Source organism: Rhodococcus sp. NPDC059968 (assembly GCF_042738615.1).
GTDB lineage: Bacteria > Actinomycetota > Actinomycetes > Mycobacteriales > Mycobacteriaceae > Rhodococcus_F.
This window is the reverse complement of record NZ_JBHWUE010000005.1, coordinates 147,509-162,408: the sequence shown is the minus strand read 5'-3', so window position 1 is coordinate 162,408 and position 14,900 is coordinate 147,509. Positions and strand designations below refer to the sequence as shown.

Annotated in this window: 19 protein-coding genes and 2 pseudogenes; 10 read left to right on the top strand and 11 right to left on the bottom strand. The window is 65.5% G+C overall.

What is annotated here, in order from left to right; genetic code table 11:
• Positions 1–358 precede the first annotated feature (358 nt).
• Positions 359–655: a hypothetical protein gene (locus ACFWAY_RS07550; RefSeq protein WP_378453746.1), complete on the top strand. Its 297-nt coding sequence runs from the start codon at positions 359–361 to the stop codon at positions 653–655.
• Positions 656–935: 280 nt separating this feature from the next.
• On the opposite strand, the gene gvpJ (ACFWAY_RS07545) is transcribed toward ACFWAY_RS07550, so the two are convergent.
• Both gvpJ (ACFWAY_RS07545) and gvpJ (ACFWAY_RS07540) read right to left on the bottom strand, forming a co-directional pair.
• The gene (gene gvpJ / locus ACFWAY_RS07545; RefSeq protein ID WP_378453745.1) at positions 936–1,340 is read right to left on the bottom strand and encodes a gas vesicle protein GvpJ; all 405 of its coding nucleotides are present in this window, start codon (positions 1,338–1,340) and stop codon (positions 936–938) included.
• Between the two features lie 479 nt (positions 1,341–1,819).
• Positions 1,820–2,182 carry a gas vesicle protein GvpJ gene (gvpJ, locus tag ACFWAY_RS07540; protein ID WP_378453744.1) on the bottom strand — a complete coding sequence of 121 codons (363 nt, stop codon included), beginning with the start codon at positions 2,180–2,182 and terminating at the stop codon, positions 1,820–1,822.
• A 254-nt stretch (positions 2,183–2,436) separates the two neighbouring features.
• Here gvpJ (ACFWAY_RS07540) and ACFWAY_RS07535 point away from each other — a divergent pair, with 254 nt between their 5' ends.
• Positions 2,437–2,889: a hypothetical protein gene (locus ACFWAY_RS07535; protein WP_378453743.1), complete on the top strand. Its 453-nt coding sequence runs from the start codon at positions 2,437–2,439 to the stop codon at positions 2,887–2,889.
• A gap of 137 nt (positions 2,890–3,026) precedes the next feature.
• On the opposite strand, the gene ACFWAY_RS07530 is transcribed toward ACFWAY_RS07535, so the two are convergent.
• Positions 3,027–3,617, bottom strand: coding sequence for a histone-like nucleoid-structuring protein Lsr2 (locus tag ACFWAY_RS07530; protein WP_378510331.1), 591 nt, complete (start codon positions 3,615–3,617; stop codon positions 3,027–3,029).
• 292 nt (positions 3,618–3,909) lie between these two features.
• On the opposite strand from ACFWAY_RS07530, the pseudogene ACFWAY_RS07525 reads away from it, so the two are divergent.
• The 5 genes and pseudogenes from ACFWAY_RS07525 to ACFWAY_RS07505 form a co-directional block, all read left to right on the top strand.
• Positions 3,910–4,318: pseudogene (locus tag ACFWAY_RS07525) on the top strand (ANTAR domain-containing protein); the annotation flags it as partial.
• 750 nt (positions 4,319–5,068) lie between these two features.
• Complete coding sequence (locus tag ACFWAY_RS07520) at positions 5,069–5,677, top strand: hypothetical protein (RefSeq protein WP_378453741.1); 609 nt, start codon at positions 5,069–5,071, stop codon at positions 5,675–5,677.
• A gap of 314 nt (positions 5,678–5,991) precedes the next feature.
• Positions 5,992–6,399 (top strand): lipopolysaccharide assembly protein LapA domain-containing protein, encoded by a 408-nt coding sequence (locus ACFWAY_RS07515; RefSeq protein ID WP_378453740.1) that lies wholly within the window; start codon positions 5,992–5,994, stop codon positions 6,397–6,399.
• 168 nt (positions 6,400–6,567) lie between these two features.
• Positions 6,568–7,212 carry a ScbR family autoregulator-binding transcription factor gene (locus ACFWAY_RS07510; RefSeq protein WP_378510330.1) on the top strand — a complete coding sequence of 215 codons (645 nt, stop codon included), beginning with the start codon at positions 6,568–6,570 and terminating at the stop codon, positions 7,210–7,212.
• 102 nt (positions 7,213–7,314) lie between these two features.
• On the top strand, positions 7,315–7,461 hold the full coding sequence (locus ACFWAY_RS07505; protein ID WP_378510329.1) for a hypothetical protein: 147 nt from the start codon (positions 7,315–7,317) through the stop codon (positions 7,459–7,461).
• Between the two features lie 321 nt (positions 7,462–7,782).
• Here ACFWAY_RS07505 and ACFWAY_RS07500 read toward each other — a convergent pair whose 3' ends face one another.
• Entirely contained in the window at positions 7,783–8,160 is a 378-nt protein-coding gene (locus ACFWAY_RS07500) for a hypothetical protein (RefSeq protein ID WP_378510328.1), read from the bottom strand.
• A 409-nt stretch (positions 8,161–8,569) separates the two neighbouring features.
• Between ACFWAY_RS07500 and ACFWAY_RS07495 the strand changes: the two genes are divergently transcribed.
• A complete protein-coding gene (locus tag ACFWAY_RS07495) occupies positions 8,570–9,214 on the top strand; it encodes a PAS and ANTAR domain-containing protein (protein WP_378453736.1) in 645 nt (214 codons plus the stop codon).
• 23 nt (positions 9,215–9,237) lie between these two features.
• Here the strand turns inward: ACFWAY_RS07495 and ACFWAY_RS07490 are convergent, their stop codons facing one another.
• The 7 genes and pseudogenes from ACFWAY_RS07490 to ACFWAY_RS07460 form a co-directional block, all read right to left on the bottom strand.
• On the bottom strand, positions 9,238–9,513 hold the full coding sequence (locus ACFWAY_RS07490; protein ID WP_378453735.1) for a hypothetical protein: 276 nt from the start codon (positions 9,511–9,513) through the stop codon (positions 9,238–9,240).
• Positions 9,514–9,827: 314 nt separating this feature from the next.
• On the bottom strand, positions 9,828–10,514 hold the full coding sequence (locus tag ACFWAY_RS07485; RefSeq protein WP_378510327.1) for an amidohydrolase family protein: 687 nt from the start codon (positions 10,512–10,514) through the stop codon (positions 9,828–9,830).
• Positions 10,511–10,759 (bottom strand): flavin reductase family protein, encoded by a 249-nt coding sequence (locus ACFWAY_RS07480; RefSeq protein ID WP_378510397.1) that lies wholly within the window; start codon positions 10,757–10,759, stop codon positions 10,511–10,513. The genes ACFWAY_RS07485 and ACFWAY_RS07480 overlap by 4 nt, the downstream gene beginning before the upstream one ends.
• Positions 10,760–10,817: 58 nt before the next feature.
• Positions 10,818–11,045: pseudogene (locus ACFWAY_RS07475) on the bottom strand (flavin reductase family protein); the annotation flags it as partial.
• A 116-nt stretch (positions 11,046–11,161) separates the two neighbouring features.
• Positions 11,162–11,809, bottom strand: coding sequence for a 3,4-dihydroxy-2-butanone-4-phosphate synthase (locus tag ACFWAY_RS07470; RefSeq protein WP_378510326.1), 648 nt, complete (start codon positions 11,807–11,809; stop codon positions 11,162–11,164).
• Positions 11,810–11,851: 42 nt separating this feature from the next.
• On the bottom strand, positions 11,852–12,016 hold the full coding sequence (locus tag ACFWAY_RS07465) for a hypothetical protein (RefSeq protein WP_378510325.1): 165 nt from the start codon (positions 12,014–12,016) through the stop codon (positions 11,852–11,854).
• 75 nt (positions 12,017–12,091) lie between these two features.
• Complete coding sequence (locus ACFWAY_RS07460) at positions 12,092–12,394, bottom strand: acyl-CoA dehydrogenase family protein (protein ID WP_378510324.1); 303 nt, start codon at positions 12,392–12,394, stop codon at positions 12,092–12,094.
• A gap of 211 nt (positions 12,395–12,605) precedes the next feature.
• On the opposite strand from ACFWAY_RS07460, the gene ACFWAY_RS07455 reads away from it, so the two are divergent.
• On the top strand, positions 12,606–12,944 hold the full coding sequence (locus tag ACFWAY_RS07455) for an FCD domain-containing protein (protein WP_378510323.1): 339 nt from the start codon (positions 12,606–12,608) through the stop codon (positions 12,942–12,944).
• A gap of 159 nt (positions 12,945–13,103) precedes the next feature.
• Positions 13,104–14,882 carry an FAD-dependent monooxygenase gene (locus tag ACFWAY_RS07450; protein ID WP_378510322.1) on the top strand — a complete coding sequence of 593 codons (1,779 nt, stop codon included), beginning with the start codon at positions 13,104–13,106 and terminating at the stop codon, positions 14,880–14,882.
• Positions 14,883–14,900 lie beyond the last annotated feature (18 nt).

The following is a 14,900-nucleotide window of genomic DNA, read 5'->3' as shown; positions in this document are numbered from 1 at the left end:
CTCGTCCCGCGAAGGATTTCGGCGTCGCCCGGCCGGCCGGCGGCGCGGTGAGGGTACACATTCGTCTCAAACGGCACCCTGACCAAAACACAGCAGAGATGAGCCTCCTCCGGGTTGCGTGCGATGGGTCATCTGGCATGAGCGGCCGCTGCGGGTCGGGGCCGGTTCACTCCGCCGCCCGTACCCCGGCGGCGGATCTGCGGTGCGTAGCACCGGAGTAGCGAGCGAGGAAGGCAATGTTCGGTGACGTCGACTCGCTCGCTCTACTCATCAGAATGAATACGCCGGAACTGGGTATGCCCGGGATGCACCGGACCGACATCCGACAAACGGAAGACACGAACGAGGACCGATTCGAATGAAATCACCCCGGCACACCACTACCGATCACGACGAAATCCGCCGCTGGACTCAGTCCCATCACGGCGTACCGGCACGCATCGCCAAGACTGCGGGCATTGACGCCTCCGTGTTGCGCATCGATTTCCACGAGGCCGGCACGCCTGTCCTCGAACACATGCCGTGGCGCGACTGGTTCACCGCCTTCGACGAGCAGGGCTTGGCCTTGCGCTATCCGGACCCGCACATTCACGGCGGCACCAGCGCCTGGTTCGAACTCGTCCCCCGCGATATCCGCACCGATGCCCGCGGGTGAGCCCGCCGGCACCCGGAGTTGCGTCGAAATAACCTGATTCAGGCGGATCTCGATTCGGCCGTTCCAGTCCCGGGCGAGTTCACCCACTGTCTGTTTCGGGTTCGTCCTGCCGGTCGACGTCGGAGGACCGCGATGTGCACGGCCTCCTCCTCGCTGCCTGGTCGCTCTCCCCGATCACCTCCCCGGGATGGCCGCCTCGTCGTAGCGGCCTTTGACGACGCACTGGGCCTTGCCCTCGAGTTGTTTCAAACGCGGCAGCGAACTCGTCTCTGAGTAGCCATCACTTGTCCTCCCGAGTGGACCTGCGCGTCACACGTTCGCGTTCAGGTTCTTCGTCGCCGCCGCTCAGACCATCACCTTTGTCGTCACCGGATTCGATCGAGCTCTGCGCCGTCGATTCCGCGTCGCTGTCGGTGCCGCCCGACGCGAGGTCGGATAGGCCTTCCGGTTCGCTGCCGATCTCGAGCCGGTTCACGGCTTCAGCGAATCGCAGGTAGGTGTCGACGCTGGCGACCACGACGCGGGCGTCGATGGTGAGTATTTCGATGCCGACGAGCGAGACGCGCACGTAGGCATCGATGACCAGGCCCTTGTCGAGGATGGTGTCGATGACGTCGGCGAGGCTGCTCGACCTGGGACCACCGGCGACACCTCCACCGCCTGCGGGTTGTATCGCCGTGGTCATACCGGTGCTCCGTGCTTGCACCCGCAGAGGAGATCCCTTCCGCCCGAACGAAACTGGTCGCCCGGTATATCGATACTGTCGCCGGCCGCACTGAACGTCGGCGCGAGTAGCTCCGCCGCAGTGATCCTGTGCGCGCTTACCGGCGGATTCCCCGCCCGGACGGCCGAAGGCGGTTGAGCTTTGGTTGTCATCGTCGAAGCCCTTCGTCGCGAGATCTCGGCGCGCTCGAAGCCAGCTCGGTGAAATGTGTCGCAGGACCGTGCGCGGAGGGTGCGCCTATGTCGTTCGTCTACCCCTCCTCGTCAGGGCTCAACCACCAGCGCAAACAGCGGTCTCGAGCTGACCGACGAGAGTTCCTTCGCCGGTACCGAGACGGGGTATTAGCGTTCCCACGCGATCCGGCGGCACGTTGGTCCCGATGGTGCGGGTGCGCGCCGGGGTTCCGGGTCGGCGCATCGGTTGCCTGGTCCCCTCGGAAATCACTTCTGTCGTCGCTTCGACGCGTGTTCGCGCTCGGTGTCCTGTCCGCCGAGGAGTTCACTGAGCGTTTCGCCGACCCCTTCGAGGACACCTTTGGTCTTGGACTTCGAACTGCCGCCACCCTTGACGTCCGACACCAGGTCCGTCAGACCTTTCGGTTCGCTCCCGATCTCGAGCCGGTTCACCGCTTCGGCGAATCGCAGGTACGTGTCGACGCTGGCGACCACCACGCGAGCGTCGATCGTAAGTAGTTCGATGCCGACGAGTGAGACACGCACGTAAGCGTCGATGACCAGGCCTTTGTCCAAAATGGTGTCGATGACATCGGCGAGGCTGCTCGAGCTCGGTCCACCTGTGGTCATTGCTGTGCTCCTTGCTTTCGGCCGCCCGAGGCCGCCATGGCGGCTCGTTACCGACGGAGCGGCGCAACGCGGGCTGCACACACCGGTAGATGGACTCGTCCCGCCCGGTTCTGCTCGGGCCCTGAGTACGGTCTTTGCGACTACCCCGATTCGGGAGACTTCAACCAGCGGAACATCAGCCAGGATCGGCACCCGAGAAGTGCACCCCTCACGGGAATCGGACAGTTGTTCACCATCGTTCTGACCTGGCAGGCGTGGGCACCGCGCTGTACATGTTCGGCGTCCTCCTGGAGGCGCTCATCGAAGGCCACCCTGCGCAACGTCATGGAACGACGGCGAATGGACTGCGCATCAGCCGGATGACCGGCCACATCATCATCTGCGGACGGGGTCGGTGGGCACTGCGAGCGCGCGGTAGCGTTGCCCGCGCCCGCGTCGTCCGCACCGGACTGTTCAACCGTAACTCCGGAGCGCACAGACGAGCGGGTGCGCGGGCAACGCTACCGCGACACGCTGTTGCTCCAGCACTTTCGGGGGTGGAGGACACCCAGGAGGTGATCTACCCCGGCATCTTCGTCACCGGGACGATGATGCTGGTCCCTCCGGTCGAGATTTACCAACAGGTGTTCCCACACTTGATCGGCGGCATCGCCGTCCTTGGTTTCGCCGTCGTCGGTGTCGTCCTGCCCATCTTCAGTTCGTCGTGAACCTGCGACCGGGTGATCGCGGCAGCAGCGGCCACCCTGCCGATGTTTCTTCGGTTGCTGACCCTCGGTGGTGGCGCGTTCTTCTCTCGGCGGCCGTCGCCGCGCCTACTAGCCGACCACCGGTTACCGCTCGGTTGTCAGTGGGCGTCGCGGAAAGTTTGCTCGATGTCCGCGGGTATGCGGCCGCGCGAGGAGATCTCGTAGCCTTGCTGGACGGCCCACTCCCGGATTTCTTTGGCCGTGCCTGTGTCCCGGGTCCGTCGGGTGCGGGGACGGCGCCTTGACGGTTTCTCCCGCTCGGGCTGCGCGGTCTCTGCGCTCTCGTCGGTCTCGCCCGTCTCCTCGGCCCGCTCCTCGCCTTCGTCGTCCGGTACCTCTCCGGCTTCCCGCACCTGTTCGCCTTCTGCGGACTCGATCCGCTCGCGGGGCTCTTCCTTTCCCTCTTCCGGCTCGCCGACGTGGTGGTCGCGGATCTCGCCTGACCTGGTGCCGGCCACCTCGCCCACGCCCACCGCCAGGTCTTCGCCGCTCGACTGGAGCCGGCTGTTGAGCGACTCGATACGCGTGTTGACCGCGGTGACCGCCGCAGCTTTCGCCGCGGTCATCAGCTCTCCCCGAATAGTCTCACCGAGCTTGGCGACCTCCGGGGACCTAGCGAGCTTCGCGGTCCACCCCCTGAGCAGATAACCCGCCCCGACGGCCACCGCCAATTGACCTCTGATTTTCATTGCCCTCACCCACAGTTGCCGAGTCGTCACCCGCACCTCGGCGTCGGCGGGCGGCGAGATACAGCATGGAACCGTGCCCGGCGGGGGTGCGTAAGCCGTGCTTACCCCAGGCGGGAGCGATTAATCATCATCAGACAACACCCATCGGCGGGCCACCGAAGCTGCTGTCACGGGCGATGGGGGATCGGCGAGCGTCGTCGGTGGACCACCCCGATCTCTGGCCGGCACCAAAGACCACTGTGGGCGTCCTGTCCGCGCGACCCCTACAACTCTCGGGTTACCGATCCGCTAGAAACACCGCATCATCGACACCGTCGGCAAAGTCCGCCAAGTTGTGGTCGTCGGCGACCGTCTGTACGACGACACCGGAGCGGTGATCGGCACGACGGGGTTCTACATCGACATCACCGACTCCTACCGCAGTGACGTGAAAGGGTCGGTCAACGAGGCGGTCGACGAACTCGAGCAGTCGCGGGCGGTGATCGAGCAGGCCAAGGGTGCACTGATGCTGGTCTACGGCATCCCCGCCGCCCGCGCCTTCGACGTCCTGACCTGGCGCTCGCAGGAGACCAACACCCGGCTCCGCACGATCGCCGAACAGATCGTCGCCGGCCTCGCCAAGTGTGAACCAAACTCCGGTCTGCGCGCAGTTCGATCATGTGCTGCTCACCGCACACGAAAGAGCCCGGCGACCGAAGTAAGGGAGGTTCCGCGGGCTGGGTTGTCAACCCGCAGACCCTGGACCGGATGACTCGACCGGTCTGAGTGAGACCTCGGCGAACGCCCAGTGGCAGGGCACTGCGCGAACTTCTCAACTCACCCGAACAGTCACCGCGAAAGCCGCGGCACGGAACGCCGCGAGGCTGCTGAACGGTCGCACCGCGTGGGGAACGCAACGATCGGGTATCCGCTGCCTGTGGAAATCATCGGAATCGTCATTCTGGTCGGTGTCATCGCCTATGTCTTGTACAAGAAACGCGGGAGGAAGGGACCCTCGGGGAACGTTTGACTCACCCGACCGCGCGTACCGCGCCGGGCGCAGTGGATCACACCGCACCCTGCGCATCATCGAGGCGGCCGCCCGTGCACGTACTCGCGCGAACGCGGAGGCGTACAAGGATCCGGAGTCGACAGCTGTCGGGGAGTTCCTCGGATCCGATGTATTGGGCCAGACACCCAGCCTGGCAGGATATTTCGGGTTGCCAGCCGCGACACGAGGCTGGTGCGATGGTAGCCGAACACCGTGAGCCGCCGGTGCCCGGCGTGAGGCAACGATGCCCGGCGAGCGCTCGACAGGCCGTTCCGGTGCCCGCCCGCCTTCGGACACCACACCGTAGGAGGTTCCCCGCACGAACAGAACACTGCCGACCCGCCGCCCCGGCCCGACCCGATCGAGGCCCCTCGGCAGCGTCACCCCTAATCCTGACCTGTCACCCGTACAAGGAAGCTCCATGAACATCCTCACCGCACTACCCCTGGCCGTGCTGCGCGTGCAGTACACGATCGTGCGCTACCCCCTCCACGTGATCGATGACCGGGTGATCTCACACCTGGCGCCATCAGCACCGGCTCGACGGCTGTATCGGGGTGGCCTCGGCCTGCTCGATGGTGCCGTCGGCACCGTTTTGGGTCACCAGGACCGTGCCCATCGCGCCGCCAACGCCCCAGCCCCACCCCGCGTAGCCCCCGCCCCCGGCAGTGCATCCGTCAAGGATGACGATGCACGCGCAGTGGAAGTCACTGACGCTGAGGTCGAAGCTACCTCTCGATCCGCGACCGTCGAGCACGCCGAGCTGAACGAAAAGGCTGCGCAGCAACTCGACACCGATTTGCTCGCCGAGCGCCTCAAAGTCCAGGCGCCGCACCAACTCGAGCACTCTCCGAGCATCGACACCGTCGACCCGTCGACCGCCACCGTCGTAACCCAGCTCACGGACGCCGCGAGCACCGAACCCGGCACGACACTGACCGGAGAGCTGGCCGACCGCGTAGCCGAAATCGCCCGCGCCGAGACCCCACCCCCGGGCACCGGGACAACCCCGACCGGCAAGCACCACTGACAACCAGACCAGCGCGGCCGAACCACCGGATACGTTCGGAGTCGCCTCTCACATTGACCCTGTCACTCACGCCTTTACGACCAGTGCAGCAGCCGACCGGCCGCCAGGACCCGAGCGTGAGGGCCGTGCCACCGCTGTGGTCGGGTTGCATTGCTTCCGTCAGGAAATTACGCGCGGCGGGTGCGCTCGTACTCGACGAGCACGCTGCCGCTGACCACTGATGACCCGGCCCAGGGTTCGATCGCCACACAGCGCGCGAACCCGGAGCCGGGGCGCCGGGGTAGCCGGAACCTCGCATGGGTACTCGACCGTGCATGTCGACCACCTCTGGGAACCCCGCCGATCCGAACACCGACTTCTCACCGGGGCCGCGGCGCAGCGGCGTCCCCCCGGCGGGAACGACGCCGGACCCGGACGCTGCCAGCCACCTGCATCCCGACCCCGCCCGACGTAAGGGCATCACACACACCCGTACCGGTGCGCTCTGGACCGGTCTGGTCACCGGAGTGCTCATTCTGGTGCTGCTACTGGTGTTCATCCTGCAGAACCTCGACAGCATCACCCTGGAACTATTCGGGTGGGACTTCACGCTGCCGCTGGGTGTGGCGCTGCTGTTCGCCGCGGTGGCCGGAGCCATCATCATCGCGGTCGCCGGTGGTATGCGGATCCTGCAAATCCGCCACGCCGCGAACCGGCAACGCGCGCTCACCACCGATCCGTGAGAACCACCTGTCATACGTGTCGAGGCCGGTGCACGCCCCCGGACATACACCTTCGAAGCGAAACGCGATCAGCGACAAGAAACCCTCGCCCAGATCGAGAACCGGCGAACTCAATACCGACCAGTACGATTCACACCATCATACACGTCGAACGAAGGGGCCGGTGTCTTGCAGAAGAGAGCGATAGCCACGCGGCAGACTGTGCTGACCGCCGCGGCCAAAGTGTTCAACCGCGTGGGCTACACGGAAGCAGCCTTGCACGAGATCATCGCCGTTGCGGGCGTGACGAAGGGCTCACTGTACTTCCACTTCAGCTCGAAAGAGCAACTGGCACGGGCGGTCATCGACGAAGGCTGCGAACGTTTGAACGCGGTATGTTCTTTGCAATTCGACTCTCGCACTCCGGCACTGGAAACGCTGATCGGAATCTCGTACGTGATGGTCGACACGGCCAACAACGACGACCTGATCTCGGCTGCGTTCCGGCTGCTCAACGAAATCGGCGACTTCCGCGGCACCGGGCCCGCGGTCTTCGACCAGTGGTCCTCGACCTTTCGAGCACTGGCGGCGCGGGCAGTCGAGGAAGGCGACTTCCGCGAGGGCACGGACCCGGACGAGGCGGGCCGTCTCCTGCTGGAGATGGCGTTAGGCTCACGCCTGGTGGCAGTCGCAACCGCCACATTGGCGGAGTTGTCCGAGCGTATGACTACCGCATGGAAGGTCTTCCTACCCGGACTGGTCGCCAATGCGAAGGTCGAATACTTCTCCCAGTTCGCCGCACGCCGACTGTCCTCGGTCCTCGTGCCCGCCTAGTGGGAATTGATCAGCGAACCTCCAGCGGATAGCTGTCCAAGGGGCAGGCTCACCGACGAGGAAGAGAACGCGGTCGGGCTCGGACCGAAGGCCCGGTGGTTGGTGGAGGACGAACTCATCGCCCTGAGCGTCGACTTCACCAAGGATGAGATATGGAAGCCCTATACGGTCGTCGACCGCAACCTGTTCACCGGGCAGAACCCAGCGTCGGCAGCCGTACTGGCCGAACGACTGCTCGAGGTCTTGTAGCGAACCACTGAAGTCCGTCGGCTGCGAGCAACAGATCAAACCTTGCCCACGTCGCAGGCTACGCCATCCCAGCGTGAAAGGCCGCCGATTCGATGTCGATCCTCGATCGGTGCGGGTGGAGGACCTGTAGGCGGATGCAGAGGAAAGCCGCCGACACCTTCCCCGGTGTCAGCGGCTCCTCATCCCGTCCGGGAACGCTACGCAATGTAGGTCTTACCCGGTCAAGGGTGACAGTGACGCCATATCGCCTCTCGGCAAGTGGTCGCTCGCAGCGACTTTTCTGGTGTGGTACCCGGGGTATGCGCGCCACCGTCAGCTTCTTCAACAGCGGACAAGCCGGTGGTATTCCGAGGAGGCGTTCGCCGAAGCCGCAGCGCCGCAGGCTTCACCGGTGGGAATCGCAGAGATGCAGCGTGAAGGCGGGATTGCCCGGTCGAGGATGCCGTCGATTTCGCCAGCGACGCGACGGCGGCGTGCATGTCGTGGGCGCAGATCGCCGCACAGCTCGGCGTACCACCCCCAGCCGCCCGCGATCACGTCGCCGTGACCGATCAGGGCTGGCAGGAGGCAATAGTCGGCCACGAGAATGCCCGGGCAGCACGGCTCGACGACCAGACCAGGACCCGACGATCGTCGGCAGAGCACCGTGGGCCGCTCCGATGCACCGCTCACCGAGCAGGAGGCGAAGACCACGCCCACTAATCGACTTCTGAGCCGCAGTCAGCGTTGAGGCCATGAAGATCGTCGATTCCCTGGACGGCCACCGACTGTCACGCGCGGGCCTCACCGGCGCGAAACACGACTGACGCGACCGGTGAGGCGATAGGTACACCGAACGGCCGGCCCGCTTTGTTACACGACTTTTTCTGGTGCCCCGTGGAGGCCTGACGTCGACAGGCAGTCGACAGCGGACTGCTTACGCCCTCGTCCCCTTTCGACCTCGAAGCTTCAGGAGACGGATCGACGGTGAGGTCATCGAGGGCCACCGGCCCTGCCGGTCCATGCGATGCGGCCGGGCACCCGAAGGATCGCGCATTGCTATGTGAGCTTGGGCACGACCGAACAGCCCGCGCAACTCCCCAGCTATCGATTTGCTAGAAAATAGGGCGTGGATTCAGAGCAGGTATTCGGTGGCGGCGAGCCGCAGCGGGTAGGCAGTTTCCGGTTCGTCCTGGACGGACAGCGGTGGGAATGGTCCGATACCGTCGCCCAGATGCACGGGCACCGGCCCGGCGAAGTCACGCCGACCACCGAACTGCTGCTCTCCCACAAACACCCCGAAGACCACCCCCACGTCGCCCGGGCCCTCGACCGGATGATCAACGACGCCGAACCCTTCAGCAGCAAACACCGCATCATCGACACCACCGGAAAAATCCGACAGGTCGTGGTCGTCGGCGACCGCCTGCACGACGACACCGGCCAGGTGATCGGCACCGCCGGGTTCTACATCGACATCACCGAGTCCCACCGCGACGACGTCAAAGACTCCGTCGACGAAGCGGTCGCCGAACTCACCGAATCCCGGGCCGTGATCGAACAGGCCAAGGGCGCCCTGATGCTGGTCTACGGCATCCCCGCCGACCGTGCCTTCGGCATCCTCACCTGGCGCTCACAAGAAACCAACACCCGACTCCGCACCATCGCCGAACAGATCGTCGCCGGCCTCGCCGAGTGTGAACCAAACTCCGGTCTGCGCACCTGGTTCGATCACCTACTGCTTACATCCCACGAAAAGGTCCGGCACCCATAGGTAACGGTTCCGCTGGCGGCGGCTCAGACGGTTGCGTCGGCCCCCGGACCGGATCTCGGGCTGCCGGGCTCGATGGTGAGGTCGGCGGTATCGGCGAAGACCAGCCGCCCGTCGTCCAGGGCGACCGCCCACCGATGCACGGGCGCCCACTCGTGTCCGCGTTCGGCCGTATCGGTCAGTTCGGAGTAGTCCTCGATGATCACGCCGGTCGCGGCTTGTCCGAACTGTCGTTGGACCAGCACCCGGGTACCCACGGTCACGGTTCGAGGCTCCGGTTTCTTGTCACTTTTCTCGGGCATGCGTATCGAACCTCCTGCTCGCGGTGTTCCCGGAGCATAAGCATGACCCCTCCACTGCAATGGCGCCGCAACCGCACCCACGATGCCAACTAGTCCAGGGAACCGTGTCAGCAGCGTTTCAGACCTCGCCGTGATCCCTGCATCGCGGTAACCGAACAGACGATGCGGCGCCGGCGCCTATGCGGTGTCATCGCAGGAAGGCGCCTGGGGTTCATCTGCGGTGGCCTTCAGGCGAGGGAAGAGTCGATGCGCGTTGCGGGTGGTCAGGGCGCGCCAAGTGTCACCATGAGGTTGTTCTGCGGAATCGATGGATGCTATCTGGCGTGCGGTCGCGGGTGCGGGAGTCCAGCAGTAGTCGCTGCGCCGCCGCCGTGCGTGAAGACCCACGAGATGTCGGGATACCGCAGGAAGACGCCGGCGAAGACCAGGTCGCTGACGGTGCGGGCGGAGTCGAACAAGAACTCCAACATCGGTCGCGGCCGACCCAGTGAAACGGCCTCGTGACCTGGCGGCGACGTCGGATGCACGAAGACGACGGCACGGCGGCGATCAAGTTCGGTCCACACCGGTTCGAACAGGGCGTCGCCGAGATAACGTCCGTGCGCGTTGGTTTCCACGGCGACGCCGTCGCTGCCGAGAACATCGAGGGAGTAGGCAATTTCCCGCAGAGAACCGTCTACATCCGGTAGAGGCAGGTTGGCGAAATGACCGAAGCGCCCCGGATGCTCCCGCACCAGTTCGGCGGCGAACTCGTTGACTTCCCGGGCGAGCGCGCGGGCGGCCCCGTCGTCACCGAAGTGTGTACCGGGCGAGGACACCGACACCATGGCGGTGTCGATCCCGCCTTCGTCGATCAGAGCGAGATGGTCGGCCGCCTTCCAGGTGGGCCAGCCAGGCATCCCGTCGGGGTGCTGGTGCCCGGCAGTTTTCGCTGCGTTCACGTACCGGTCGGTGACGAAGTGCGCGTGCACATCGATGAGCGATTCGGCGGCCGTGCTCATTGTCCCTGCCCTTCACGATGACCGGTGGCCGGTCCGGCGGGGCCGGTCGCCCTTCCTTTCTCGTTCACGATGCGGTTGCAGTGATCGAGGGCAGCACGGTGTGCGTGCCGAAGCTGCGCCGGCTGTACACCAGGGGGGGTGCGGTCGGTGGTCGAGCAGCCCCGCACCGCGCCGAGGAGCAGGGTGTGATCCCCTCCGGGGATCTCGGCCGCGACGTTGCACTGCAACCAGGCTGTGCTGCCCATCAGGCGATGGTAGGCCTTCCTCGAATTCCCATGTTGCAGTGGCAAATCTGCCCTCGCGGCGGCTCGCGAAGCGCATCGCCGCCTCGTGTTGCCCGGCGGAGAGGATGTTGATACCGAAGGCACCGGTCCGGCGGACGATGCTCAACAGCGTCGAGGCGTTGTCGAGGGCGACCGAGATCATGGCCGGCGTCAGGCTCAGGGACGCGAGCGAGCTGACCGTCGTGCCGTGTGGCGTTCCGTTGTCGTTGGCGGTGACGATGGCGACCGGTCCGGTCACTCGCGCCATCGCTTCTTTGAACAGTTGTGCGTCCATTGTTTCCTCTGCCTCCATGTGTGGTCCTCGTCCAGGCCGTCCGTGCCCCGGCTCGGGGGCCGGTATGGGCTCGGCGACTGGCGTGGACGCTAGAGAACGGTGACGAGCGGCAGGTTGTGGGTTCCGGAGAACACCACGCACTCGGTGTGATTCATCATTCGGGTGGGATCGGCCATCCCGACCAAGTCGGCGAACAGGGCGCCGGGCGGCAGTCCCGTTCGCCGGGTCAGATCCAGCGCGATTGCCGCCGCACTGTCCCGCATATCGGTATCGCGGTGGTCGACGCAGACCGGGACGAGGTGGCCGGGCCGGGTGAGATCCCCCGGCACGGTTACCGGATCCACCAGGGCGCGGGCAGTGGTGGCCCGGTCGGCGGCGGAGATACCGGTACCTGTCCCTCGTACGGCGTCCACCCCGACGCACATCCGGGCTCCGCCGGTGTCGAACGGGTTCATCGGCGGCAACAGCAACTCCTCACAGCGCCGGCGTGGGAGTGCGATCTGAACGAATCCCGACGAGTGACGGATCACGAAGGCCGCCGCAGTTGTCGACGCATCGTGTGCGGCGACGACGACGAATCCGTGCCGGTGGGGGCGGGACACGACGACGGGTCGTCCCGCCGCAAGATGCCGGGTCACATCGCTGCCCGAATACCCTTGCTGCTCAGGGCCGGACAGGGAGTCCGGCCACGCCAACCGTGTGTCGTCGATGTCGCGCTCCGGGGCTGTCAATGTCATGGGAGTTGCTCCTGCCGTCTCGCTGTTGTCGTCCGCGGGCGCTCAGACGAAAGGGGAGACCTGCTCCTCGATTTCGAGCAGGGCGCGGCCGTAGATCTCCTGGTTGATGTTCACGTTGACGAACGCGTGCCGGGAACTGGTCTCGAGGTCGCGCCAGATCCGCTGCAGCGGGTTGACTTGCGCGAAACTGGCCCGCGCCTCCCACATTGAGCAGGGTCTCGACCGCCTCGCGGCAACGCTGGGCCGCGTGGGCGGAATCCATCCTCGCCCGCGCCCGTTCGATCATCGGCATCTGGACAGGGTGGTCACCCAGGCCGTGGAGGCGCAGGAGCGGCCGATTTCCAGCGCCACCTCGAGGAAGGTGCGGAAACCCTCCTCGGAGCCACCGAAGCGGGCCGGTTTGATGATGTCGAACAGGCCGGCATTCCGCAGGGCATCGATGTTTTCCTGCGGAACGCGGCGGTCCTCCTCGGCGCGCGCGGCGTTCGACCGCAGCGGAGGTGAGAGGTCGCGGGCAGCCGCGACGAGGCGTTCGCGTTCGGTGACCGCCGAGGTCGAGAGGGCGGCCGTGTCGGTGAGGGTCATGGTGAATCCTTCGGTCGATGATCCGGATGGGAAAGCCGGCGAACCCGAGTGCACCAGGTCGCGAATAAATCATGCGCCGAGAAGGCCACCGGCCCTCCCCTCCGCCCTGCACAGCCCAACCACCGACATCCCCAGCATTCCGCGGCCTCACCATTCACACCGGCAGACAATGTCAGAACCTATTAATTAGTGTTAGAAATATCGACAACAGTTGAAAGCCTTCGCGCAGTTGATCTGGGAGGTGCGCCGCACCCGCAACTCCCAGGCGGTGTCGGACTTCGTCTGGGCCTGCTGGGAACTGCACGCCTACTTGGCCGGGATCGGTAAGGGACTGCTGCTCGACACCCTGTACCTGAGCATCATGGACGTCGGGGTGTCCTACCTGCGGGCGGTGCTCGAAGCGACGGCACCCGCCGTGCATCTGAACCCCCTCGCCGAGGTCATGGAAGACCTCGTCAACGCCCTCGAAAGCCGCGACACAGCCGGGGCGATCGACGCCCTCCGCCGCACCGACCCGACCATGATCCTCCGCGAGCCCACCGCCCCCTGACACGGATCACCGTGATGTGCGGAGGCGGTCGTCGCCACCTTCAAAGAAAATCGATTTTTATTGCGATAATCGTCGTTATCTGCAATGCTTGTGACGTGGCCCACTCCCCGGCCCTGTTGATGCGAGACCCGGTCGTGACCGAGAAGTTGGAGCGAAATCATGAGTGACGTGCAGGTACCTGTGTTGATCGTCGGCGGCGGCGGCGCCGGTTTGACCTCGTCCATGCTGCTGTCGCGGCTGGGGGTGGACTCACTGCTCGTCTCGGCCTATCCCACGACGTCGGTGCTGCCCAAGGCGCATGTACTCAACCAGAGGACGATGGAGATCTTCCGGGAGGTCGGTGTCGCGGATGCGGTCTACGACCGCGGGACGCCGCCGGAAAACATGCAGGCCACCGGGTGGTACACGGGTTTGACCGGACCGCATGACGGTTACGGCCGTGAGCTCGGCCGCCTCGAGGTGTGGGGTGCCGGCTACACCGATCCCGACTATGTCGCGGCCAGCTCGTGCCGTACCAGCAACCTTCCGCAGATCCGGCTCGAACCCATTCTCCGCGCGCACGCCGAGTCCCTCGCGGGAGCGGAGAAGATCCGGTTCAATCACGAATTCGTCTCTCTGGAACAGGATTCCGACGGTGTGGAGGCCCGGATCCTGAACAAGGACACCGGTGAGCACTACACCGTGCATGCCCAGTACGTGCTCGGGTGCGACGGCGGACGCGCCGTCGGCAAGCAGCTCGGGGTGCAGATGGAGGGCACCCGCGATGTGATGCGGATGGTGTCGGTGCACATGACTGCCGACCTGTCGCAATGGGCTCGCGATCCCGAGGTGCTGATCCGGTGGCTGGTCAACCCCGACTTCGGGGGTTCCTTCAGTGGCGTTCTGGTGCCGATGGGCCCGGATCATTGGGGCCCGGCATCGGAGGAATGGGTCTTCCACATGCAGTACGCGGTCGACGACGCCGCCGCACTCGATCGCACCAAAGTCCTCGACCGGATGCGCGCCACCCTGGGTCTGCCCGACTGCGAGCCCGAGGTCCACAACATCAGCCAATGGATCATGGAGGCCCTGGTGGCCGATAAGTTCCGGGTCGGCCGGGTATTCCTGATCGGCGACGCCGCGCACCGTCACCCACCGACCGGCGGACTGGGGCTCAACAGCGCGGTGCACGATGCACACAACCTGGCCTGGAAGATCGCCGCCGTCCTCACCGGCGCGGCCGGCGAGACGCTGCTCGACACCTACGAGAGCGAACGCAAGCCCGTCGACGCCTACAACGCCCAACGCGCGATGGAAAACGCGTTGAACCACTTCACCATCGATCAGGCGATCGGGTTGTCGCCGGACTTGACGGCCGAGGAGAACTGGGCGCTGCTGCGTCCGATGTGGACGGACATGCCGGGCTCGGCCGAGAAGCGGCACGCTCTCAATACCGCCATCGGTTCGCAGACCATGGAATTCCGGCATCACCACGTCGAATTCGGTTACACCTACCCCGTCGGGGCGATCGTCTCGGACGGCACCGCCGAACCGGAACCGCTCGACGCGATCCGGCTCTACGAGCCCTCCACCCGGGCCGGGCATCCGCTGCCGCACGCCTTCGTCGAACGCGAAGGTGACCGCCTCTCCCTCGCCGAACTGGCCGGCGACGGCAAATTCCTCCTGATCGCCGGCGAAGACGGACAGGCGTGGTGCGAGGCCGCCGCCAAACTGGCCCTCGAACGCGACATTCCGCTCGACGCGATCCGGGTCGGTGTGCTCACCGGGGACTACATCGACATTCGCTGCGCATGGTTGAAGAACCGCGCCATCGGGTCCCATGGCGCCGTGCTGGTGCGCCCCGACCGCTTCATCGCCTGGCGTTCGCTCGGCGCCGGCGAGGATCCGTACACCGATTTGCAGCGGGTATTCGATCAGCTCCTCACCCCGACACCCTGACAGGTGCCGCGCATCCCA